A 20,736-nucleotide genomic window follows, 5' to 3' on the forward strand; every position below is an offset into this window, starting at 1 on the left:
CCGACGGGGGTGCGGGGTGCGGGGTGTGGGGTGACGGCGATGCGGCGGGTCTGCGCTTCAGCGTGCTCGGACCGGTGCGTGTCCGGCGTGACGGGGAGTACCTGCCGGCCGGCTCCCCTCAGCAACGAGCCCTGCTGTGCATGCTGTTGCTGCGCGAGGGCCGCAATGTCACCGTCTCGGAGCTGATCGACGCCATGTGGGGCGACGAGCCGCCCTCGCAGGCCGTCGCCGGCACCCGGACCTACGTCTCCCGGCTGCGCAAGATCCTCGGTGCGACCACCCTGGTGAGCGAAGCGGGCGGCTATGCCATCCGGGTCCCGTGGGACACCGTCGACCTCTTCGTCGCCCAGGACCTGGCACTGCGGGCCGAGCGCGCCCGGACCGCCGGGGACCGCGACCTGTCCCGTGCCCTGATCTCCGAGGCGCTGGGGCTGTGGGACGGGGAGCCGCTGGCGAACGTCCCCGGCCCGTTCGCGGAACGCCAGCGCACCCGGCTGGACGAGTGGCGGCTCCAGCTCCTGGAGACCCGCCTCGATCTCGACCTGGAGGCGGGTGACCATGCCGACGCCGTCTCCGAGCTGACCGTGCTGACCGCCGCCCACCCACTGCGCGAGCGGCTGCGCGAACTGCTCATGCTCGCGCTCTACCGCAGCGGCCGGCAGGCGGAGGCCCTGGCGGTGTACGCGGACATCCGCCATGTGCTCGTCGGACAGTTGGGTGTCGACCCCGGGCCCGAGCTGGCCCGGCTCCAGCAGCGGATCCTCCGCGCCGACGACGGACTGAAGCGGCCGGAATCGGCCCCGCCGCCCGTCCGCGCCGACATCCGGCCCGCCCAGCTCCCCGCCGACGTACCGGACTTCACCGGCCGGTCGGACCAGGTACGGGAGCTGGCCGACCGGCTCGCCGACCCCTCGTTGCGGGTGCCTGCGGTGTCGGTCGTCACCGGCATGGCCGGGGTGGGCAAGAGCGCCCTCGCCGTCCACGCCGCCCACGCGCTCCGGTCCCGCTTCCCCGACGGCCAGCTCTACATCGACCTCCGGGGCTGGGACAGGCGCCCCGTCGAACCGGCCGCCGCCCTCGGCGCGTTCCTGCGCTCACTGGGCGTCCCCGATGAGCGCGTCCCCGACGGGGAGGCCGACCGGGCCGCGCTCTTCCGTTCGGCGCTCGACGAGCGGCGGCTGCTGTTCGTCCTGGACGACGCCCGGGACGCGGCCCACGTCCGGCCGCTGCTCCCCGGCACCGCCGGCTGCGCCACCCTGATCACCAGCCGGGCCCGGCTGACCGATCTCGCCGGGGCGCACCTCGTCGGCCTCGACGGGCTGCCGCCGGGGGAGGCCCTCCAGCTCTTCACCCGGATCGTCGGCGAGGAGCGGGTGCGGGCCGAGCCCGAGGCCGCCCTCGACACCGTCACCGCCTGCGGCTTCCTCCCGCTGGCCATCCGGCTGGTCGCCTCCCGGCTGGCCGCCCACCGCACCTGGACCGTCTCCGGCCTGGCGGCCCGGCTCAGGGCCGGCGGACGCCGGCTCGACCAGTTCCAGACCGGCGGCCTCGGCGTCAGAACCGCTCTCGACATCGCCTATGAGCGGCTGGGGCCCGAACAGGCGCGTGCCTTCCGGCTGTTCGGGCTCGCCGAAGGGCCCGACATCTCCCTCGAAGCGGCGGCGGCCCTGCTCGACCTCGGCCCGTTCGAGGCCGAGGACGTCCTGGAGCCGCTGGTGGACACCTCGCTCCTGGAGTCGGCCGCCCCCGGCCGCTACCACTGCCACGACCTCACCCGTCTCTACGCGCGTGCCCGCGCCGAACGCGACGACACCCCGGACGAGCGCGCGGCCGCGCTCTCCCGTCTGCTCGACTTCTATCTGGCCACCGCCGCGCGGGCGTTCGCCGGCGACTCGCTGGGGCCTCTTCCGGAGCCCGCCGGGCACAGGGGGCTTCTCTTCCCCGACCGCCGCACGGCCCTCGACTGGCTGGAGTCGGAGGCCCGCCCCCTCCTGGCCTGCGCCCGGCAGGCGGCGGCAGGTCCCGGTCCCGGCCGCGCCGTCGATCTGCTCCTGGCCGCCCGGGACCTCGCCGGATCCGGGGCACACGCCGGGCAGTACGCGGAGGTGGCGGGGATCGTCCGGGCGGCGACCCGGGAGTGGTCCGACCCCGGCGTCCTGACGCTGCCGGGAGCCTGAGGCGGGAGAGCCCGTCCGTACCCCCTCCCCCGTGAAGGAGGTACGGACGCGCGGCGCGTCCAGGGGACACGGATGCACTGTCCGTGAAGACCCTGAATTGTGTGAAAACCATTAACTACAGGAGAAGCCGTCGACGCAAGTCCCCCATGACCCCTGTCGGGAGCGTCACTCCTTCCGTAGGGGCCGACACCGACAGCGGACCAGCCTGGAGAACGATGGTGGAGAAGGAGAGCGGATACGCCCGGCGCGCGGGATCACGCCGTGAGCGGCTGCGGGCCGAACTCGCCCGGGACGCACGGCTCGCGGCCCGCGAGATCATCGCCACGGAGGGCCTGGCCGGGCTCTCCCTGTCCGGGGTCGCCCGGCGCGTCGGCGTCAGCCCACCGGCCCTGTACCGGTATTTCGACGGACGTAGCGGGCTCGTCCGGGCGCTGTACGACGATCTGACGGCCGAGATCGTGGCCGAGATCACCGGCGCCTCCGGCCGGCAGGACCCGGACGACTTCAGCGCCCGTCTGCATGCCGCCACCCGGGCGGTGCTCGACTGGTCGACGGCGAACCGGGCCGAGTTCGGGCTGCTGATGGGGGGTTCCTTCCCCCGGGCCGACGGCGAATCGCCGGACCTGGGGGCGCGGTTCACCCGGGAGGTGGGAGCGGCGTTCGGCCGGATCTTCCTGGAGCTGTACGCGTCGGGCGGCCTGGAGTGCCGGGCCGACTCCGGGATCCGGCCCCGACTCCGCCGCCAGCTCCGGGTCTACCGGGACTCCCTCGGGCTCGATCTGCCGCTCGGCGTCGTCCTGCTCATGATCACCTGCTGGCGGCAGATCTACGGGCTGGTCGCCATGGCCGTGCACGAGCATCTGGCGTTCGCCTTCGGGGACGGCGACGCGCTCTTCGAGGAGATGATCGAGGATCTGCTCGGGACGCTGGGGCTCACCCGGAGTCCGCGTCTGCGCTGAGCCGGGCCGGGCCAGAGCGGGGCGGGGCGCGGTGAATGGCCCGGATGTGCCTCAGGGGCGGACCAGGTGCCCGGTGAACCACTCCGCCGCCGCGTCGGTGACCTGTTCCAGGGTGCCGGGCTCCGCGAAGAGATGGCCGGCGCCCTCGATCACCAGCAGCCGGTTCTCGCAGCGCAACCGGTCGCGGGCCCACCGGTTCAGTTCCAGCACGCGGTGATCGGCGCCTCCCACCAGCAGCAGGGTGGGGGCGGTCACGGCGGGCAGCCGGGCGGCGGCCAGGTCGGGGCGGCCGCCCCGGGAGACCACGGCGGCACAGGGGGAGCCGGTTTCCGCCGCCGCCCACAGCGCGGCGGCGGCCCCCGTACTCGCACCGAAGTAGCCGATGGCCAACTCCCGGCAGCCCGGCCGGGCGAGCAGCCACCGGGTGGCGGCGCTCAGCCGTCCGGCCAGCAGCTCCGTATCGAAGACCAGGGCCCGGTCCGCCGCTTCGGGGACGGTCAGCAGGTCGAGGAGGAGGGTGGCGAGCCCGGCGCGGCCGAGCCCCGCCGCGACCCGCCGGTTGCGCGGGCTGTGCCGGCCGCTGCCGCTGCCATGCGCGAAGAGGACCGCTCCGGTGGCGCCGGCGGGCACGGCCAGGGTCCCGCCCAGCCGGGCGGCCCCGACCGGAATCCAGACCTCGGTGTCCGGCGGATCCACCCGCCCCATGCCGTTTCCGGCTCCGTTTCCGGTTCCGGTTCCGTTGTGCGGTGGAGCGGTGCCGGGCAGCTGCCGGGCCGCGCGCCGCAGGGCGCCGACGACCTCGTCGTCGGAGGTCTGGGCGAAGTCCGTGTAGAACTGGCCGACCGCCGCGAAGTCCGCCGGGGTCTCCAGTGCGATCAACTCGTCGGCCTCACCCGCGAGCACGGCCGTCCAGCGCGGCGGCGCGACCGGCACGGCGAGCACGATCCGCGCGGCACCACGGGCGCGGGCGATACGGCAGGCGGCCCGGGCCGTGGAACCGGTCGCCACGCCGTCGTCCACCAGCACGACGGTACGGCCCGCCAGCGGCTCCGGCGGGCGCTCGCCCCGGTACCGGGCCGCCCGCTCGGTCAGCACGGCCCGCTCGCGCTCCTCCACGGCGGCCAGCTCGGCGGGGGACACCCCTGACCGCCGCACCACGTCGTCGTTGACGACCCGTACCCCGTCCTCGCCGATGGCGCCCATGCCCAGCTCCGGCTGGTAGGGCACGCCCAGCTTGCGCACCAGGCAGACGTCGAGCGGGGCGCCGAGGGCCTCGGCCACCTCGGCGGCGACCGGGACACCGCCCCGGGGCAGGCCCAGGACCACCGGGCTCCGCTCCCTGAGCGGGCCCAGCCGTCCGGCCAGCCGCCGGCCCGCGTCGACCCTGTCCATGAAGAGCATGCGCCGCCTCCCGTGGAGTGCGGCCCCCGGGACCTCTCGCTCGCGCCGTCCCCTGGTCATTGTCCCCGTACGGGCCCGTCCCGGCAGCCCGGCGCAGGAGTGCGGCCCGCCCCGGACAGCCCCCGGCGGCCATCGCCCCCCTTTCGATCACAGAGAGTGCCGGAGTGGCTCCAGGGCGTCGCCATCGTGAACCGCCCCGGGGTGACGCGGTCCCCGACCGTTCGCCATCACCAGTTCGCCACCACGAAGTGAACAAAAGGGGTAAGTGCCAATAAAAGCATCGATCGAGTGGCGCCCCTTGAAAGATCAAAGCGACGGATGGTTAACATATGAGCGACGCCTAGCTCGAAAGATGGATCCTGTGACTGTCAACGAGGACTCGTTCACCAACTGGAAGAACCGCGAAGAGATCGCGGAATCGATGATCCCCGTCATCGGGAAGCTGCACCGGGAGCGGGACGTCACCGTCCTGCTGCACAGCCGCTCCCTGGTGAACAAGTCGGTGGTCAGCATCCTCAAGACCCACCGCTTCGCCCGGCAGATCGCCGGCGAGGAGCTGTCGGTCACCGACACGATGCCGTTCCTCCAGGCGCTCACCACGCTCGACCTCGGTCCGTCGCAGATCGACCTCGGCATGCTCGCCGCGACCTACCGGAACGACGACCGCGGCCTGACCGTGGCGGAGTTCACCGCCGAGGCCGTCGCCGGCGCCACCGGCACCGGCAAGATCGAGCGCAGCGAGCCGCGTGACGTCGTGCTCTACGGCTTCGGCCGCATCGGCCGCCTCGTCGCCCGCCTCCTCATCGAGAAGGCCGGCTCCGGCAACGGCCTGCGGCTGCGCGCCATCGTCGTCCGCCCGAGCGGCGGCCGCGCCGCCGACGACCTCGTCAAGCGCGCCTCGCTGCTGCGCCGCGACTCCATCCACGGCCAGTTCCAGGGCACGATCACCGTCGACGAGGCGAGCAACACGATCGTCGCCAACGGCAACGAGATCAAGGTGATCCACGCGGGCGACCCGTCGGAGATCGACTACACGGCGTACGGCATCAAGGACGCCATCCTCATCGACAACACCGGCAAGTGGCGCGACCGCGAGGGCCTGTCGAGGCATCTGCGCCCCGGCATCGACAAGGTCGTCCTGACCGCGCCCGGCAAGGGCGACGTCCCGAACATCGTGCACGGTGTCAACCACGACACCATCAAGCCGGACGAGCAGATCCTGTCCTGCGCGTCCTGCACCACCAACGCGATCGTCCCGCCGCTGAAGGCGATGGCCGACGAGTACGGCGTGCTGCGCGGCCACGTGGAGACCGTCCACTCGTTCACCAACGACCAGAACCTGCTGGACAACTACCACAAGGCCGACCGCCGGGGCCGCTCCGCGCCGCTCAACATGGTCATCACCGAGACCGGTGCCGCCTCCGCCGTCGCCAAGGCCCTGCCCGACCTCGACGCCCCGATCACCGGCAGCTCGATCCGGGTCCCCGTGCCGGACGTCTCGATCGCCATCCTCAGCCTGCGCCTCGGCCGTGAGACCACCCGCGAGGAGGTCCTCGACCACCTGCGCCAGGTGTCGCTGACCTCGCCGCTGAAGCGCCAGATCGACTTCACCACCGCCCCCGACGCGGTGTCGAGCGACTTCATCGGCTCGCGGCACGCCTCGATCGTCGACGCCGGGGCCACCAAGGTCGACGGCGACAACGCGATCCTCTACCTCTGGTACGACAACGAGTTCGGCTACTCCTGCCAGGTCATCCGGGTCGTGCAGTACGTCTCCGGCGTGGAGTACCCGACCTACCCGGCGCCGCTGGCCTGAGGCCGCCTCCGCCGCCCGGCGGCGGGGGAGCCACCTCGCTTGCCCGGCACCGGGGGAGTCGCCTCCGCAGCACCGTCCGGTCCGCCGTCCCGTCCCCGGGACGGCGGACCGCGCCGTGTCCGGGCGTACGGTCGGACCGGGGCGGGTCGGCCGCCCCGTCGTGCACCACGGAGGAGGAAGTGTGACGATCACCGCCGAACACCTCGGGCGGGCCGTGGACGAGCTGGGGCTCGCCGGGCGGCCCGTCCTGGTCCACGCCGCCCTGCGATCCTTCGGGGAACCCCTCGACGGCGGCGCGGACGCCCTCACTGACGCCCTCGTCGACCGGGGCTGCACCGTCCTCGTCCCAGCCTTCACCGAACCGCACTTCGGGGTGGCGCCACCGCCGTCGCCGCCGATGCGCCCGGCCCGCAACGGAATCGACTACTCCAGGCCGTGGCCGCGCGAGCCACTGGCGGCGCCCGACGTCTACACACCCGGCTGCGGACTGGTCAACCCCCACCTCGGGGCCTTCCCCGCCGCCCTCGTCGCCCGCCCCGGCGTCCACCGGGGCGGCCATCCGCTGAACTCGTTCGCCGCCGTCGGCCCGGACGCCGCCGCGCTCGTCCGCGACCAGAGCCCGGTGGACGTGTACGCCCCGCTGCGCGCGCTGGCCGAGCGGGACGGACGGAGCCTGCTCATCGGCGTCGGACTGAACCGGATGACCGTACTCCACCTCGCTGAGCAGCAGTCCGGGCGCCGGCTGTTCCGGCGCTGGGCGAGGACCGGGGACGGCCGCACCGCGCTGGTGGAGGTCGGCTCCTGCTCGGAGGGGTTCCCCCGGCTGGAACCCCTGCTCCGCGCCCGCGCCCGGACCACGACCGTCGGCGCCGCCCGCTGGCTCGCCCATCCCGTCCGCGAGGTCCTGGCCGCCGTGGCGCCCGTGCTGGCCGCCGAACCGGGGCTGACCCGCTGCTCCGCGGAGTGCCTGGCCTGTGCCCACGCGGCCTCGGGCGGACCGGTGGAGACCGTCCCCCTGGGCTGACCCGTCGGCACCGGCACCGGCCCCGGTCCACCGGGCCGGTGCCGGGGCCGCGGTCACGACCAGGCGCCGGTCACGACCAGATACCGGTCGCACCGGTCCGGGCGGCGTAGGTGCCGAAGTCGACCGGCTCGCGGCCGAGCAGTGTCCGTACCGCGTCAGTCGTTCCCGTGTGGAGCCCGGTGCGCAGAACCTCGAACATCGTCCCGAGTTCCCGGGCCACCTCCTCGGGCACCCCGCCCTCCCGCAGCTCCTCCTGGTACCGCTCCGGCGTGATCTCCTCGTACACGATGGTCCGGCCCGCCGCCTCGGCCATGGCGGCCACCGCCGCCCCGAAAGTGAGCACCCGGGGGCCCGTCAGGTCGTACACCCGGCCGTGATGGCCCTCCGACGTCAGCAGGACCGCCGCGACGTCCGCGATGTCCTGGGCGTCGATGAAGGGGTCCCCCACCCCGCCGGTGGGCAGGGCGAGCCGGCCCGACCGCAGCTGGGGCAGCCACACGTCCTCGAAGTTCTGGTTGAAGTTGTTCGGGCGGATGATCGACCACCGCGCACCGGAGCCCCGCACGGCCCGCTCGGCCGCGGCCATCCCCTGGAACAGCTCCGGGGGAAGCTGACCCATGCCCCGTCCGGAGAGCACCACGAAGCGGCCGACGCCCGCCTCGGTCGCGCGCCGGACGAACACCGGTACCGGGGCCGGGTCGTCGGGAACCATCAGATAGACCGCCGTCACCCCGTCGAGGGCGGCCTGCCAGGTGTCCTCGTCGAACCAGTCGAACCGGAACTCGCCGGAGCGGGACGCCGCCCGGACCGATCTGCCCTGCGCCCGCAGGGTGCGTACCAGCCGGCTCCCGGTCTTCCCCGTCGCTCCCAGAACCAGAATCGTCTGCTTATGTGTTGTCATGTTCGGCAACTCAACCGCCCCGGCGGAGCGGGGGACATGGCCGGTCGTCCACGGATCATGCGTGATCGTCCCGGCGTGCCCAGGGGGCCGTCCGGGGCACGTTCACGGGCCGCCGGTGTCCGTCCCGGCGGCTATCGTGAACTCCATGGATCCGTTCGACGATCTTCTCCGGGGCGTCCGCGCCGACGGCGACGGCCTCAGCCGGACGGAGTTGTCGCCGCCGTGGTCGCTGCGGTTCGCCGACGACGAGGCGTCCCTGACGCTGTGCACACCGCTGCGGGGCGAGGGCTGGATCACCCGGGGACCCGACGGCAGCCCCCGGCCGCTGCGGGCCGGCGATGTCGTCGTCACCCACGGGCCGGGTCCGCTCCTCCTGACCGACCGGCCACCGGGGTCGCCCGCCCCGCCCGCCGACCGGACGGTGCTGCTCGTCGGGACGTACCGGGTACGCGCCGAGCGGTCCCGCTGGCTGCTCGCCGTCCTGCCGCCCGTCCTGATGATGCCCGCCAGCGAGGAGTCCGGCCCCCTGCTCGACTTCCTGGACGCGGACACCGCCACCCGCCCACAGGGGCGGCGGGTCGTGCTGGACCGGCTGCTCGACTGGCTGTTGGTGTGCACGTTACGGGGCTGGTTCGACCAGTCGGGAGAGGCGTGCCCCGGATGGTTTCGGGCGCTGGGCGACGAGGTGACCGGCCCGGTGCTCCGGGCGATGCACGCGGCCCCCGGCCGGGCCTGGACGCTCGCGGCTCTGGCCCGCGAGGCGGGGGTGTCCCGCACGGCGCTGGCGCAGCGCTTCGCCGACCTGGTGGGCAGGCCCCCGCTGACCTATCTCACCGACTGGCGGATGGCCCTGGCCGCCGATCTGCTGACCGGGTCGGCTGCGACCGTCGCGGCGGTCGCCCACCAGGTCGGGTACGCGGACGCGTTCGGCTTCAGCTCCGCGTTCAAGCGGGTCCACGGGGTGAGCCCCACCGCCTACCGGGGAGGGTCCCGTACGGTCGCCACCGGGGGCCGGGCCGCTGAGGAGTGCACACCGGTCCCGTCCCCCTGATCGGGCGGACGTCGCAGGTCCCAGGGCCCGACGGACACGGTGGACCCGGCGGCGGGCGCCCCGGGGTGAGGACATGTCACGGGCCCGCGTGGCACGGGAACGGGAGCGTGATCCGGCCAACCCGGGCCGGCCCCCGGGCGCCGGCGGTGCCATTCGCGGAGGCTGACGGCCCGCCGGGCCACCCGATGGCGCCAGGACACCGGCCACACACCGCCCCGCCCCGCACCGCGCCGCCGCAGAACGTCTGAACGGGTCTCCCCGGTGATCCGTTCTTGAGGTATGACCCGTGACCTCGTCGCCGTGGCCGCGACCTTCACCGCCGACCCCCTGCCACCCCTGTTACGCGACGCTCTGGAGCACATCGAGGCCCCGCACCGCGTCGAGTCCGCGCCGTACGGGCAACTCGTGGAGCAACTGCTCTCGCCGTCCGGCCACTTCGCCCGCAACACCACCGGAATCAACGCCGGACTGGTCCGCACCGCGGACTGGGCCGGTTCCCCTGAGCGCGTGGACGCCTTCGTCGCGGCGGCCCGGGAGTTCGCCGCAGCTCATGGCACGCCGACCGTGTTCGTCCTCTGCCCCGACCCGCCCGAGCCCGGCGTGGAACACCCCGGACGCGAGCCCGCGCCCGCCCGGCTCCTCGCCGGGCTGAGGGACGTCCCCGGTCTCGCCCTCGTCGACGCCGCCGACTGGTTCACCGCCTACGGCTGCCACGACGTCCACGACACCGAAGCCGCCGACATCGCCCACATCCCCTACACCGACGAGGCGTTCGCCGTCCTGGCGGTGGGCATCGCCCGGGTCGTCCACTCCACTCTCGCCCGCCCCCGCAAGGTGATCGTCGCCGACTGCGACGAGACCCTGTGGGGCGGTGCGTGCGGCGACCGCGCCCCCGCCGACCTGGACCTCGGGGGCCACTTCGCGCAGGTGCGGCGGTTCCTGCGGCACAAGCACGACGAGGGCTTCGTCCTCGCCCTGGCCAGCCGCAACGACCCGGACAGTGTCGAACGGGTGTTCACGGAACGTGCCCGCGACCTGCTGCTGACGCGCGAGCACTTCGTCGCCGCCCGCGTCGACTGGAAACCCAAGTCCCAAAGCATCCTCTCGCTGGCCGACGAGCTGCGCCTCGGCGTGGACGCCTTCGTCCTCGTGGACGACGACCCGTACGTGTGCGCCGAGGTCGCCGAGGCCCTGCCGGAGGTGGCCGTGGTCCATGTCGGCCCCGGGACCGACCCGCCGGCCGTGCTGCGGCACTGCTGGGAGCTGGACCGGTTCTTCTCCACCGCCGAGGACCGCACACGCAACGACGGCTACCGGGCCGACGCACTGCGGCGCGAGGCCGGCGCCGGTGCCACCGACACCGCCCTCCTCAACGAACGGCTCGGCACCGTCGTCGCCGTCGACCGGGCCGGCCCCGCCGACCTGCCCCGTATCGGCCAGCTCCTCGCCAGGACGAACCAGTTCACCTCGGCGACGGCGGGCGCGGCCGATCTGCCCGCGCTGCTGCGGCGCCCCGCCGCCACCGCCTGGACCGCGCGGCTGCGGGACCGGTTCGGCGACTACGGCACCATCGCCGCCGCCGTCGCCACGCCCGGCGACGACGGCACCACCCACGTGGACTGCTTCGCGATGAGCTGCCGGGCCCTGGACCGGGGCGTCGCCGAGGCCCTCTTCACGGCCGTCGCCGAGGACGGTCCGTCCCCCTCACTACGGGTGCGTTTCCGGCGCACCGGACGCAACGGACCGGCCCTGGAGTTCCTCCGCCGCCACGGCTCGGCGGACCCCGCGCCCACCGGGCGGGACGAGGACCCCCTGACCGACCTGGTCTTCGCCGTCCCCGTGTCCCGGCTCGCCCCCACCCCCGTCGAAGGAGCCAGGCCCTGATGCCCGACCGCCCCTCCTCCCTCACCCCCCAGTCCCTGATCCGGCGGGGCCGGACCCGCAGTCGCACAGCCGCCCAGGCCGCCCACCGGGTGCGCGACTTCCTGCGTACGCAGAACGGGGTCACCGCCGTCGAGACCGGCCCCGCACCCGGAGGCGACCGGGTGCTCGCCACGGTGTGGGTCGAGGACACCCCCTGCGGCCTGCCGCGCCGCACCCTCCCGGACGGCACCCCGCTCTACGAACTCAATGGCTACGAGACCGACTACCTGTACCAGGAGATCTTCCAGGACCGGGTGTACGCCCCCGTCGGCCTGCGCATGCCGGCCCGGCCCGTGATCCTCGACATCGGCGCCAACATCGGCGTCTGCTCGCTCTTCCTCACCCGGGCCCACCCCGGGGCGACCGTCTACGCCTTCGAACCCTCCCCGGACGCCTTCACCGCCCTCGCCGCCAACGTCCTGGCACTCGGCCTGCCCGTGGTCGCCCTGCCCTGGGCGGTGGGCGGCGCCGCCGGCACGGCGGCCATGACCGTCTACCCGGGCGCGACCGTCTACTCCGGCCTCCACGCGGAGGACGCCGCCGACCACGCCGCGATCAGCGCCGCCATCGACACGGCCGTCGACACCGGGACCCGGGCCGGCACCCAGGTGGCCGGCGAACTGGCCGGCGAACGGATGCGGGGCGCACGCACCGCCGGGGTCACTGTGATCGCCCTGCGCGACGTGCTCGACAGGCTCGGCGGAGCCGATGTGGACCTGCTGAAACTGGACGCCGAGGGAGCGGAGGCCGACATCCTCGGGTCGCTGGTCGCGCGGGACTGGTCACGTATCCGGCAGATCATCATGGAGGTGCACCGCGAGTCCGAGGTGGCGAACCTGGTCGCGCTGCTCACGGACGCCGGCTACGACTGCGCGGTGGAGACGGTGTCCGCGCTGCGCGGCACCGGCTACCACAACGTCCTCGCCGTCCGGCGGGATTCCGCGGTGCCGCAGCCGCCGCGGGGCACAGCCGTGACCCCCGCGGCGGGAGCCCCGGCGCTGGTGACGGTGGTGCCGCCCGGCCCCCACGACCGGCTGCGGCAGGCGCTGGACGACTTCCTCGGCGCCGACGACCCGCCCGTGGAGCTGGAGACCCGGCGCGGCACCCCGGCCACTCCCGCCACGGGGGCGGCTCCGGTGCCCTCCCGGCCCGCCGACCCGGAGGTGCTCGCCGTGATCGTGGCGGCCTGCTCCGACGTGCTGGGGACCCCGGTGGCCGCCGGGGACGACTTCTTCGCCGCCGGCGGCACCTCCCTGACCGCCGTACGGCTGCTCGCCCGGGTCCGCGAGCGGCTCGGCGGCGCGCTGGGCCTCGCGGACCTGATGGAGGACCCCACGCCCGCGGGCCTCGCCGCCCGCGCCACCACGACACCCCGACCCCGACCCTGAATCAGGAACCAGGAAGGACCACCCACGCCATGATCATCAACAGCCCCGCCGACTGCCGGGCCGCTCTGGAGCCGCTGCCGGAGAAGTACGCCAAGGTCTTCTCGGGGGAGGCCCTGCTGACGGACCTGTTCCCCTCGGACACCGCCCACACCTCCAGCGTGCTGCTGGTCCGCTTCGAGGCGGGGGCCCGCAACCACTGGCACTGGCACACCGGGGGACAGCTCCTCTACATCACCGAGGGCGAGGGATACGTCCAGGTGCGCGGCCAGGAGCCCACGGTGGTACGGGCCGGTGACATCGTCGCCTGCCCGCCCGGCGAACAGCACTGGCACGGTGCCACCGCGGGCAGCGCCATGACCCATCTCGCCGTCACCCTCGGCGACATCATCTGGCTGGAGCCGTCCGGCGACTGACCCCGCCCGAGGCGCCGGCCGGCTCCGACAGACCGGTCGGCCGGTCAGTCCGTCCCGTACGGACACAGCACGTCAAGGGCACAGCACAGCACGGCAAGGACACGGCACCGCAAGGACGCAGCACCCCCAGGACACAGACAGCATGGAGGGAACACAGATGCCGGACACCACCGTCGCCTTCATCGGCCTCGGAACCATGGGCCGCCCGATGGCCGGCCGGCTGCTCGCCGTCGGATACCGCCTCACCGTCCACGACCTGCTGCCCGAGGCGGTCGACGCGCTCGCCGCGGCCGGCGCCGGTACGGCCCGCTCCGCCCGGTCCGCCGCCACCGGCGCGGACGTCGTGATCACCATGCTGCCGAACGGCCCGCATGTCCGCGCGGCGCTCTCCGGCCCCGACGGGGCGCTCGCGGCCATGCGGCCGGGCGGCGTCCTGGTCGACATGAGCACCATCGACCCGCCGACCAGCAGAGAACTGGCCGAGCTGGCCGGGAGGCACGGCGTGCGCATGCTCGACGCGCCCGTCAGCGGCTCCAGCGCCGGAGCCGCCGACGGCTCCCTCACCGTGATGGTGGGCGGCGACGCCGCGACCCTCGCCGAACTCCGCCCGCTCCTCGGGGAACTGGGCCGCACGATCGTCCACTGCGGCGGCAACGGCGCGGGCGTCTCGGTGAAACTCGCCAACCAGATCATCGCCGGCACCTCGATGGCGGCGGTCGCCGAGAGCTACGCCCTCGCCCGGAGCCTCGGCGTCGACCCCCGGCTCCTCTTCGAGGTGGTCTCGGCCGGCTCCGGGGACTGCTGGGCCCTGCGCACCCGCCCGCCGGTGGCCGGAGTCCTCGCGACCAGTCCCGCCGAGAACGACTTCCGGCCCGGTTTCAAGGGCATCCTGATGTGCAAGGACCTGGATCTGGCCCTCGCCACGGCCGCCGCCCACGCGGTGGACCTGCCGGTGACCCACCGGGCACGCGAACTGTACGCCCGGATGAGCGAGGAAGGGCTCGGGGAGCGGGACTTCTCGGCGGTCTTCGCCCTGCTGACGAAGGAGGAGTGAGCCCGCGCCCCCCGCGCCCCCGCGCCCCTGGCGGGACCGTACGGCGCGGGTCAGGCGGCGTGGGTCAGGCGGCGCGGTTGAACCGGTTGCGGCGGGGTCGTGCGGCGAGCGGGAGGAGTTCGTGCAGGGCGGCGCCGGTCTCGGCCCACCGCCGCAGTCTCTCCCGGTCGACCCAGTGGACGCCGTGCCGGTCGCCCCAGGCCATGGCGTCACGGGTCAGGGCCCCGTTGGTGACGACGACGGCGTGGTCGGCCCGGTGCACCGGGCCGGCCGTGCCCTTCACCGCGTACATCACCGGCGACCCCACCTTCCCGCCGACGCGGGTGTGCTTCGCCTGCACGACGATCCGACCCCGCCGCCGGTGGTCACCGATGACATCGGCGGCCTGGTCACCGCCGCCGCCCACCCTGCGGGCCGGCCAGCCGTCGCGGAGCAGCAGATCCCGCAGCGCGTACTCGAAGCACCGGTCGTCCATGGCGTCCAGCGCGGCCAGGTCGATACGGAGCGTGGCCAGCCGCTCGCGTGCGCGGCGCCGCCGTGAGACCGCCCGCCTGAGGCGCCACCCGGCGACGGCCCCCGCGACCAGGACGAGGGGCAGCAGCACCGCCCGTACCTCCCCCGGGGATCCGAGGGCCGCGGCGGCCGCCCGGACGGCCAGGACGAGCACGGCCACCGCCACCACGGCCGCCGATACCACCTCGGCCGCACCACGGGGGCGCCGCGGGCGCGGCCGCCCCATCAGCGGCCGGCCGGAGTGGAAGCGGCCGGCCCGTGATCGGCGGGCGGCGTCGAGGCCGTGGACTCACCGAACCCGAACACCTGACCCCACAGCCACACACCGGCCACCAGACCGGCGATCGTCCAGCCGCTCATCCGCTTCGCGCTCCTGCGCCTGGGATTGCGGCGGATGTGCGCGCGTACGGAGTGGAACCCGTCCGGAACCCTCGTCATGCCTTTCCCCTCCCGTCGGCGGGCCACCGGTGTGCGGCCCGCCCCCAGGAATACGGTGTATCAGCGGCCACTGACAGGAAATGACGGTTTGTCATCGCTCCGGGCGGGTCGGGGACTCCATCGAGCCAGGGGGAGCCGCTCTGCCGGGCCGGGCCCCAGGCACCGACCCTCGCGGGGGCTGACCTGGGGAGATCCAACGCGACGGCGCCCGTACCGCCATCGGCGCACCGCCCGGTGGCGAACAGCGCCACGCACCGGTTCCACCCGCCTGAACAGCCCCGACCCCGTCAGGAGACGCTCCGACCGTGAATGGCGAGAAGCAGCGGGGCGGCGGGGCGCATCCGGCGCTGTCGTGCGCCGGAGCCGCCCGCGCGCCGTCCGCCGGCCGCCCGCGAGGTGCCGGGCGACGGGTCCCGGGGAGAGCGGTGCCGGGACGCGGTCACGCCGTCCCGGCCGGCATCAGGAACCGGTGAGGACGACGAGTTGCCGGGTCGCCCGGGTCATCGCCACATAGCGGTCGACCGCTCCTTCGATCCCCTCGCCGAACTTCTCCGGGTCGACGAGGACGACCAGGTCGAATTCGAGCCCCTTCGACAGCTCCGGGGAGAGCGACCGCACACGGGGCGTCGCCCGGAACGCGGGATCACCGATGACACAGGCGACCCCGTCGGCGTTCGCCGCGAGCCAGGTGTCGAGGATCGCGTCCAGCTCCGTGACCGACCCGTGGACGACGGGGACGCCGCCGCTGCGGATGGACGTCGGCACATTGGCGTCCGGGAGCACGGCCCGGATGACCGGCTCGGCCTCCGTCATGATCTCCTCCGGCGTCCGGTAGTTGACGCTCAGCGAGGCCAGGGAGACCCGGTCGAGCCCGGCCCGCTCCAGCCGCTCCCGCCACGACTCGGTGAATCCGTGCCTGGCCTGGGCGCGGTCCCCGACGATGGTGAAGCTCCGGGACGGGCAGCGCAGCAGCAGCATCTGCCACTCCGCGTCGGTCAGCTCCTGGGCCTCGTCCACGACGATGTGCGCGAACGGCCCGGCGAGCGGTTCCGGGTCGGTGCGCAGCAGCGCGGCCTCGTCGGCCAGGGTGTCCCGCAGATCCTGCCCGTGCAGCATCGTGATCGCGCCCTCACCGTCGTCGTCGGCCGCGATGGCGCTGTCGATGACGAGGGACATGCGTTCGCGTTCGGCGGCGACCGCGGCCTGGTGCCGGCGCTTGCGCAGCGACGCCTTCGGGTCGCCGAGCCGCTGCCGGGCCGCGTCCAGGAGCGGCAGGTCGGACACCGTCCACGCCTGGGCGTCCGGGCGCTGGAGCCTGCGCACCTCGTCGGGGCCGAGCCAGGGGGCGCACAGCCGCAGATAGGCGGGGACCGACCACAGGTCAGAGACGACATCGGCCGCTTCGAGCAGCGGCCACGCGCGGTTCAGGGCCCCAGCCAGCTCCCGGTTCTGCCGCAGGGCCTTGCGGAGCAGGTCGGGCGAGGCGTCCCCGTCGTGCTTGTCCACCAGGATCGTGAGCAGCGCCTCCCGGATCAGATCGCGCGCGTCGTTGTGCGGAATGCCCGGTTCTGCCGCTTCGAACGCCTCGGCCCAGTCGCCGGCGCTCAGCGGGATGCCGGACCAGGGGGTCGTGACGATCATGCCCTCGGTGGGCGGCTCCTCGTAGAACCGCACGGCCGTCTCGATCGACCTGACCATGGCGGCGGACGACTTCAGCCGGGCCACGGCCGGGTCGGGCTCCACCGCGGCCGCCGCCCCCTCGGCGACGAGGTCCCGCAGGGTGCAGGTCCGTACGCCCTCCTCGCCGAGGCTGGGCAGGACATCGGCGACGTAGGCCAGGTAGGGCTGGTGCGGGCCGACGAACAGCACGCCGCCCCGACGGTGCCCGAGACGGGGGTCCGAGTAGAGGAGATAGGCGGAGCGGTGCAGGGCGACGACGGTCTTTCCCGTGCCCGGACCGCCGTCGACGACGAGGGCGCCACGGGATCCGGCCCTGATGATGGCGTCCTGATCGGCCTGGATCGTGCCGAGCACGTCCCGCATCCGGGCCGACCGGTTGGTGCCCAGGCTGGCGATGAACGCGGACTGGTCGTCGAGCGCGGCATGCCCGGCGAACCCGTCCCGGGTGAACACCTCGTCCCAGTAGTCGCTGATCCGGCCACGGGTCCAGCGGTATCTGCGGCGGCTCGCCAGCCCCATCGGGTTGGCGTGGGTGGCTCCGAAGAACGGCTCGGCCACGGGGGAGCGCCAGTCGAGCAGCAGCCGGCGCCCCGCGCTGTCGGTCAGGCCGAGGCGTCCGACGTACACGGGCTCCGCGTCGTCCGCGCCGACCATGCGCCCCAGGCACAGGTCCAGACCGAAGCGGCGCAGTGTGCGCAGACGAGCGGTCAGCCGGTGGATCTCGATGTCCCGGTCCATCGCCTGCTGGCCGAAGCCGCCGGGTGCCCTGCGAGTGGCGTCGAGACGGTCGGACAGATCGGCGATGGCCTGCTCCAGGCACTCCGCGATCGCCGCGAAATGCTGCTCGTCACTCGCGATCAGTGCCGGGTCGGCCTTGGGGGAGAGCCGCTCGGGAAGGTCGAACGCACTGGTGGTCAGGGGGTTCATGCCATCAGCTCCGATCCGGGGGCCGTACCCGCGAGGTCCTGCGGCGCGCACGTCCGCAGCCCGGTGCCGAGGGCCCGCGACCACGGCGCGATTCCTCCCGCCGGCTCGACGCCACCGCACGACCCATGAACCGACAACAACAAACGCACTTCGTGAATCTCCCAATTCCGCAGGTTCTGGCTGAGGCGTGCGATTCTGCGGCATGACCGGGGTCTTGCCGCAAGCCCCCCGGTGAGCTATAAGTTAAGAGTGGCAAGGAGTGAGTGTTCCTCCATGCCCTGACAGCCGCCGCAGAGGGACAGCCTTTCACAGGGTGACGAGGGCGTCGGCTCCTCCCTCTCTTCCTTCACGGTGTCGATCACCACGCCCGTTGCGACCGTACGGGCCTCCTTGGCGGCACGGGGGCAGCGGGCGGGAGCCTGCGGGGCAGCGCGCGGGATGCCCCTCCCGGGTGCCGGGGGATGGCTCCCGGGAGGGACGGCGCGGGGGCGGGACCGGGCGTCGCCGCAGCGACCGCCGGCCTTCGTCGCGGTCCCTCCTACCGGGTGTGCGCGACGTCCACGATCACGTGGTCGCCGTACCGGAACACCCGGAACGGCAGCTCGGCGCGTACCCCCATGGCCACCTGGGTCTGTCCTTCCACCGTCGTGCCGAACCTGGTGTCCCTGAACGTCCGGTATCCCGTGATGTCCACCCCCGGCAGGGGTTCGCCGGCCCTGCCCGGGTAGACGGGCCGGCCGGTGGCGGGGTCGTAGCCCGGAGCGTTGACCCGGATCTCCAGGACGGCGCCCCCGGCCACCGGGATCGGCTCCGCCGTGCCGTCCTGGTGGAAGGCGTCGACGTAACCGACGTGGTAGCCGGCCCTGCCGTCGGCACCCGGGATGTCGAGGACCACACGGTCGAAGCAGGCGTGCGGGCCGGTCCTGATGTTCTCCAGCCGGTCGGTGACCGCTTCGGTGGCCGACTCGGTGCCGCTGCCCCACACGGTGGAGCACCCGGCGGTCGCGGTGGGCTTCTCCACGATGCCGCACTTGGCCCACGCCGCTCCGGCCGTTCCCACGAGGGTGACGCCCGTCAGCGCGACGGCCGTGGCGGCCCTTCCCCAGCGTCCCATGGCATACCTCCAGAAGGTGACGTCGAAGGAGGCGAGGCCGACGGTGCGCGGTGACAGCGCCTCCCGGTCATGAGCGTCTACCCTCCCGCCCCGGGGATCCGACGGCATCCGCACAGGTACTCATCCGGTGGCATGGGTATCCAAGTGGCCCTGTTTCCGGTGGGGTTGAAGAGAGGGAGTGGTGTTCCCGGGAGGCCGTACGTCCCCGGACGGGCCGCCGGGCCGCCCGGCGGGCAGCCGGCCTGAGCACGCTGGAAGTTGGGCCCGGCGGCGGGGCGCACGGACCATGGGAACATCCCCCGCTTCCCCCCATTCCTCCGTTCCCTCGTTTCCCGTATTTCTCTCGTCTTCCTCGATCAGGAGTCCTCGTGGCCCATATCGCCCTCGACAACGACCTGCCCGGCATCAGCGGACTGATGGCGCACCGCAAGGACACCGGCGAGCCGCTGAACCACCTCGCCGAGATCCTGCTGCGCGGCCCGTCCCCGATCAGCCGGGGGGAGCGGGAACTGATCGCCGCGTACGTCTCGCAGCTGAACGCCACACCCTTCTGCGCGGGTTCGCACAGTGCCTTCGCGGCGGCCCAGCTCGCGGGCGGGGAGCGGCTGGTGGCCTCGGTCCTGGCGGACCCCGCCACCGCGCCGATCACGCCTCTGCTGCGGGCCCTGCTGCGGATCGCCGCCGAGGTGCAGTCGGCGGCGGCGCCGGTGTCCGACGAGGCCGTCGCGGCGGCCCGCGCGGAGGGCGCCGGGGACACCGAGATCCATGACACCGTACTGATCGCCGCCGCGTTCTGCCTGTACAACCGCTATGTCAGCGGCCTGGCGACCACCGTGCCGGACGCGGACTACTACCGGGGGTCGGCGGAGCGGATCGTGGCGCGCGGCTACCGGGGCTCGTACAGCGAGGCCTGACACGGGCCCCCAACCCCTGGGTGCGGCTCCGCACACCGGCTCCGCACGCCGGCGGCGGCCCCGACGGAGCCGCCGCCTCCGTGCCCCTGACGCCGCCGTTCCGCGCGGCGCGGCAGGCCGGCCCGGTGGTTCAGGACAGCGCGAGTTCCGCGACCTGGGCCAGCTCATGGGTCCATGCGGCGCTCAGGCCGCCCTCCTTGACGTAGGCGTCACCGTTCGCGACGACGACGCCGATCCGGGCTCCGGAGAGGGCGATCTGAAGCGTGTTCTGCTGTACCTGGGTCCACGCGGCGCTGAGCCCGCCCTCCTTCACCAGGGCGTTTCCGGCGGTGGTGAGGACACCGATCCGGTTCCCGGACAGTTCCAGCTGGGACACACCGGCCAGCTCGTGCACCCAGCCGGCGCTGAGCCCGCCTTCCTTGACGTAGGCGTCCCCACCGGTCGTGAGCACCCCGATCCGGTCGCCCGACAGATCGAGACCCGCGACCCCGGCCAGCTCATGGGTCCACGTGGCGCTCAGCCCGCCCTCCTTCACATAGGCGTCCCCGCCCTCCGTGACGACCCCGATCCGGTTCCCGGACAGCTCCAGCTCCTTGACCCCGGCCAGTTCGTGCGTCCAGGGGGCGCTGAGCCCGCCTTCCTTCACATAGGCGTCCCCGAACAGGGTGAGCACCCCGATCCGGTCACCCGCGAGGGCGATCTGTCTGACCCCGGCCAGCTCGTGCACCCAGCCGGCGCTGAGCCCGCCCTCCTTCACATAGGCGTCCCCGGTGTCGGTGAGGACCCCGATCCGGTCGCCGGACAGGACCAGCTGACTGACGGCCGCGCGCTCATGGGTCCAGGGGGCGCTGAGTCCGCCCTCCTTGACATAGGCCCCCGCGCCATAGGTGAGGACACCGATCCGGTTGCCTCCGTCGCCGGAGACGGTGGCGGCCGCCGGTGCGGCGGTCACCAGGCCGAGGGCGGCGGTGGCGGCGAGAGCGGTGACGGCGAGGCGCAGTTTCCTGACGATCACGGGGAACCTCCTGGGTACGTACGGATAC

16 protein-coding genes and 1 pseudogene are annotated in these 20,736 nt (G+C 73.7%); 10 read left to right on the forward strand and 7 right to left on the reverse strand.

What is annotated here, in order from left to right; genetic code table 11:
- Positions 1-23: 23 nt before the first annotated feature.
- A pseudogene (locus SYYSPA8_RS02935) lies at positions 24-2,147 on the forward strand (BTAD domain-containing putative transcriptional regulator); the annotation flags it as partial.
- Between the two features lie 245 nt (positions 2,148-2,392).
- A complete protein-coding gene (locus SYYSPA8_RS02940) occupies positions 2,393-3,136 on the forward strand; it encodes a TetR/AcrR family transcriptional regulator (RefSeq protein WP_323445292.1) in 744 nt (247 codons plus the stop codon).
- Positions 3,137-3,187: 51 nt separating this feature from the next.
- Here the strand turns inward: SYYSPA8_RS02940 and SYYSPA8_RS02945 are convergent, their stop codons facing one another.
- Positions 3,188-4,537, reverse strand: coding sequence for a phosphoribosyltransferase family protein (locus SYYSPA8_RS02945; RefSeq protein ID WP_323445293.1), 1,350 nt, complete (start codon positions 4,535-4,537; stop codon positions 3,188-3,190).
- A gap of 361 nt (positions 4,538-4,898) precedes the next feature.
- Between SYYSPA8_RS02945 and SYYSPA8_RS02950 the strand changes: the two genes are divergently transcribed.
- Both SYYSPA8_RS02950 and SYYSPA8_RS02955 read left to right on the forward strand, forming a co-directional pair.
- Positions 4,899-6,353, forward strand: coding sequence for a glyceraldehyde-3-phosphate dehydrogenase (locus tag SYYSPA8_RS02950; protein ID WP_323445294.1), 1,455 nt, complete (start codon positions 4,899-4,901; stop codon positions 6,351-6,353).
- 181 nt (positions 6,354-6,534) lie between these two features.
- Positions 6,535-7,377: an AAC(3) family N-acetyltransferase gene (locus SYYSPA8_RS02955; protein ID WP_323445295.1), complete on the forward strand. Its 843-nt coding sequence runs from the start codon at positions 6,535-6,537 to the stop codon at positions 7,375-7,377.
- A 70-nt stretch (positions 7,378-7,447) separates the two neighbouring features.
- Here SYYSPA8_RS02955 and SYYSPA8_RS02960 read toward each other — a convergent pair whose 3' ends face one another.
- On the reverse strand, positions 7,448-8,278 hold the full coding sequence (locus SYYSPA8_RS02960; RefSeq protein ID WP_323445296.1) for an NmrA family NAD(P)-binding protein: 831 nt from the start codon (positions 8,276-8,278) through the stop codon (positions 7,448-7,450).
- Between the two features lie 145 nt (positions 8,279-8,423).
- Here SYYSPA8_RS02960 and SYYSPA8_RS02965 point away from each other — a divergent pair, with 145 nt between their 5' ends.
- From SYYSPA8_RS02965 to mmsB, 5 genes are all read left to right on the forward strand, one after another.
- The gene (locus SYYSPA8_RS02965) at positions 8,424-9,329 is read left to right on the forward strand and encodes an AraC family transcriptional regulator (protein WP_323445297.1); all 906 of its coding nucleotides are present in this window, start codon (positions 8,424-8,426) and stop codon (positions 9,327-9,329) included.
- Between the two features lie 279 nt (positions 9,330-9,608).
- Positions 9,609-11,213: an HAD-IIIC family phosphatase gene (locus tag SYYSPA8_RS02970; protein ID WP_323445298.1), complete on the forward strand. Its 1,605-nt coding sequence runs from the start codon at positions 9,609-9,611 to the stop codon at positions 11,211-11,213.
- Positions 11,213-12,640: an FkbM family methyltransferase gene (locus SYYSPA8_RS02975; RefSeq protein WP_323445299.1), complete on the forward strand. Its 1,428-nt coding sequence runs from the start codon at positions 11,213-11,215 to the stop codon at positions 12,638-12,640. The genes SYYSPA8_RS02970 and SYYSPA8_RS02975 overlap by 1 nt, the downstream gene beginning before the upstream one ends.
- A 29-nt stretch (positions 12,641-12,669) precedes the next feature.
- Complete coding sequence (locus tag SYYSPA8_RS02980; RefSeq protein ID WP_323445300.1) at positions 12,670-13,053, forward strand: cupin domain-containing protein; 384 nt, start codon at positions 12,670-12,672, stop codon at positions 13,051-13,053.
- On the forward strand, positions 13,001-14,107 hold the full coding sequence (mmsB, locus tag SYYSPA8_RS02985; RefSeq protein ID WP_323445520.1) for a 3-hydroxyisobutyrate dehydrogenase: 1,107 nt from the start codon (positions 13,001-13,003) through the stop codon (positions 14,105-14,107). The genes SYYSPA8_RS02980 and mmsB overlap by 53 nt, the downstream gene beginning before the upstream one ends.
- A gap of 64 nt (positions 14,108-14,171) precedes the next feature.
- On the opposite strand, the gene SYYSPA8_RS02990 is transcribed toward mmsB, so the two are convergent.
- The 4 genes from SYYSPA8_RS02990 to SYYSPA8_RS03005 form a co-directional block, all read right to left on the reverse strand.
- The gene (locus SYYSPA8_RS02990) at positions 14,172-14,846 is read right to left on the reverse strand and encodes a restriction endonuclease (RefSeq protein WP_323445301.1); all 675 of its coding nucleotides are present in this window, start codon (positions 14,844-14,846) and stop codon (positions 14,172-14,174) included.
- Entirely contained in the window at positions 14,846-15,058 is a 213-nt protein-coding gene (locus SYYSPA8_RS02995) for a hypothetical protein (protein ID WP_323445302.1), read from the reverse strand. The genes SYYSPA8_RS02990 and SYYSPA8_RS02995 overlap by 1 nt, the downstream gene beginning before the upstream one ends.
- 459 nt (positions 15,059-15,517) lie before the next feature.
- On the reverse strand, positions 15,518-17,665 hold the full coding sequence (gene helR / locus SYYSPA8_RS03000) for an RNA polymerase recycling motor ATPase HelR (protein WP_323445303.1): 2,148 nt from the start codon (positions 17,663-17,665) through the stop codon (positions 15,518-15,520).
- A 538-nt stretch (positions 17,666-18,203) separates the two neighbouring features.
- On the reverse strand, positions 18,204-18,779 hold the full coding sequence (locus tag SYYSPA8_RS03005) for an AMIN-like domain-containing (lipo)protein (protein WP_323445304.1): 576 nt from the start codon (positions 18,777-18,779) through the stop codon (positions 18,204-18,206).
- A 368-nt stretch (positions 18,780-19,147) separates the two neighbouring features.
- Here SYYSPA8_RS03005 and SYYSPA8_RS03010 point away from each other — a divergent pair, with 368 nt between their 5' ends.
- Positions 19,148-19,693, forward strand: coding sequence for a carboxymuconolactone decarboxylase family protein (locus SYYSPA8_RS03010; protein ID WP_323445305.1), 546 nt, complete (start codon positions 19,148-19,150; stop codon positions 19,691-19,693).
- Between the two features lie 130 nt (positions 19,694-19,823).
- Here SYYSPA8_RS03010 and SYYSPA8_RS03015 read toward each other — a convergent pair whose 3' ends face one another.
- Complete coding sequence (locus SYYSPA8_RS03015) at positions 19,824-20,708, reverse strand: peptidase S1 (RefSeq protein WP_323445306.1); 885 nt, start codon at positions 20,706-20,708, stop codon at positions 19,824-19,826.
- Positions 20,709-20,736: the final 28 nt, after the last annotated feature.

Origin of the sequence: Streptomyces yaizuensis (assembly GCF_034961445.1) — a bacterium.
Classification (GTDB): domain Bacteria; phylum Actinomycetota; class Actinomycetes; order Streptomycetales; family Streptomycetaceae; genus Streptomyces; species Streptomyces yaizuensis.

Bases quoted from the DNA above. Each gene is read 5' to 3' on its own strand.
- SYYSPA8_RS02980 (WP_323445300.1), top strand. From the start codon at position 12,670: ATGATCATCAACAGCCCCGCCGACTGCCGGGCCGCTCTGGAGCCGCTG.
- helR (WP_323445303.1), bottom strand. From the start codon at position 17,665: ATGAACCCCCTGACCACCAGTGCGTTCGACCTTCCCGAGCGGCTCTCC.
- SYYSPA8_RS02990 (WP_323445301.1), bottom strand. From the start codon at position 14,846: ATGGGGCGGCCGCGCCCGCGGCGCCCCCGTGGTGCGGCCGAGGTGGTA.
- SYYSPA8_RS02975 (WP_323445299.1), top strand. From the start codon at position 11,213: ATGCCCGACCGCCCCTCCTCCCTCACCCCCCAGTCCCTGATCCGGCGG.
- SYYSPA8_RS02945 (WP_323445293.1), bottom strand. From the start codon at position 4,537: ATGCTCTTCATGGACAGGGTCGACGCGGGCCGGCGGCTGGCCGGACGG.
- SYYSPA8_RS02940 (WP_323445292.1), top strand. From the start codon at position 2,393: ATGGTGGAGAAGGAGAGCGGATACGCCCGGCGCGCGGGATCACGCCGT.
- SYYSPA8_RS03005 (WP_323445304.1), bottom strand. From the start codon at position 18,779: ATGGGACGCTGGGGAAGGGCCGCCACGGCCGTCGCGCTGACGGGCGTC.
- SYYSPA8_RS02970 (WP_323445298.1), top strand. From the start codon at position 9,609: ATGACCCGTGACCTCGTCGCCGTGGCCGCGACCTTCACCGCCGACCCC.
- SYYSPA8_RS02960 (WP_323445296.1), bottom strand. From the start codon at position 8,278: ATGACAACACATAAGCAGACGATTCTGGTTCTGGGAGCGACGGGGAAG.
- SYYSPA8_RS02995 (WP_323445302.1), bottom strand. From the start codon at position 15,058: ATGACGAGGGTTCCGGACGGGTTCCACTCCGTACGCGCGCACATCCGC.
- SYYSPA8_RS02965 (WP_323445297.1), top strand. From the start codon at position 8,424: ATGGATCCGTTCGACGATCTTCTCCGGGGCGTCCGCGCCGACGGCGAC.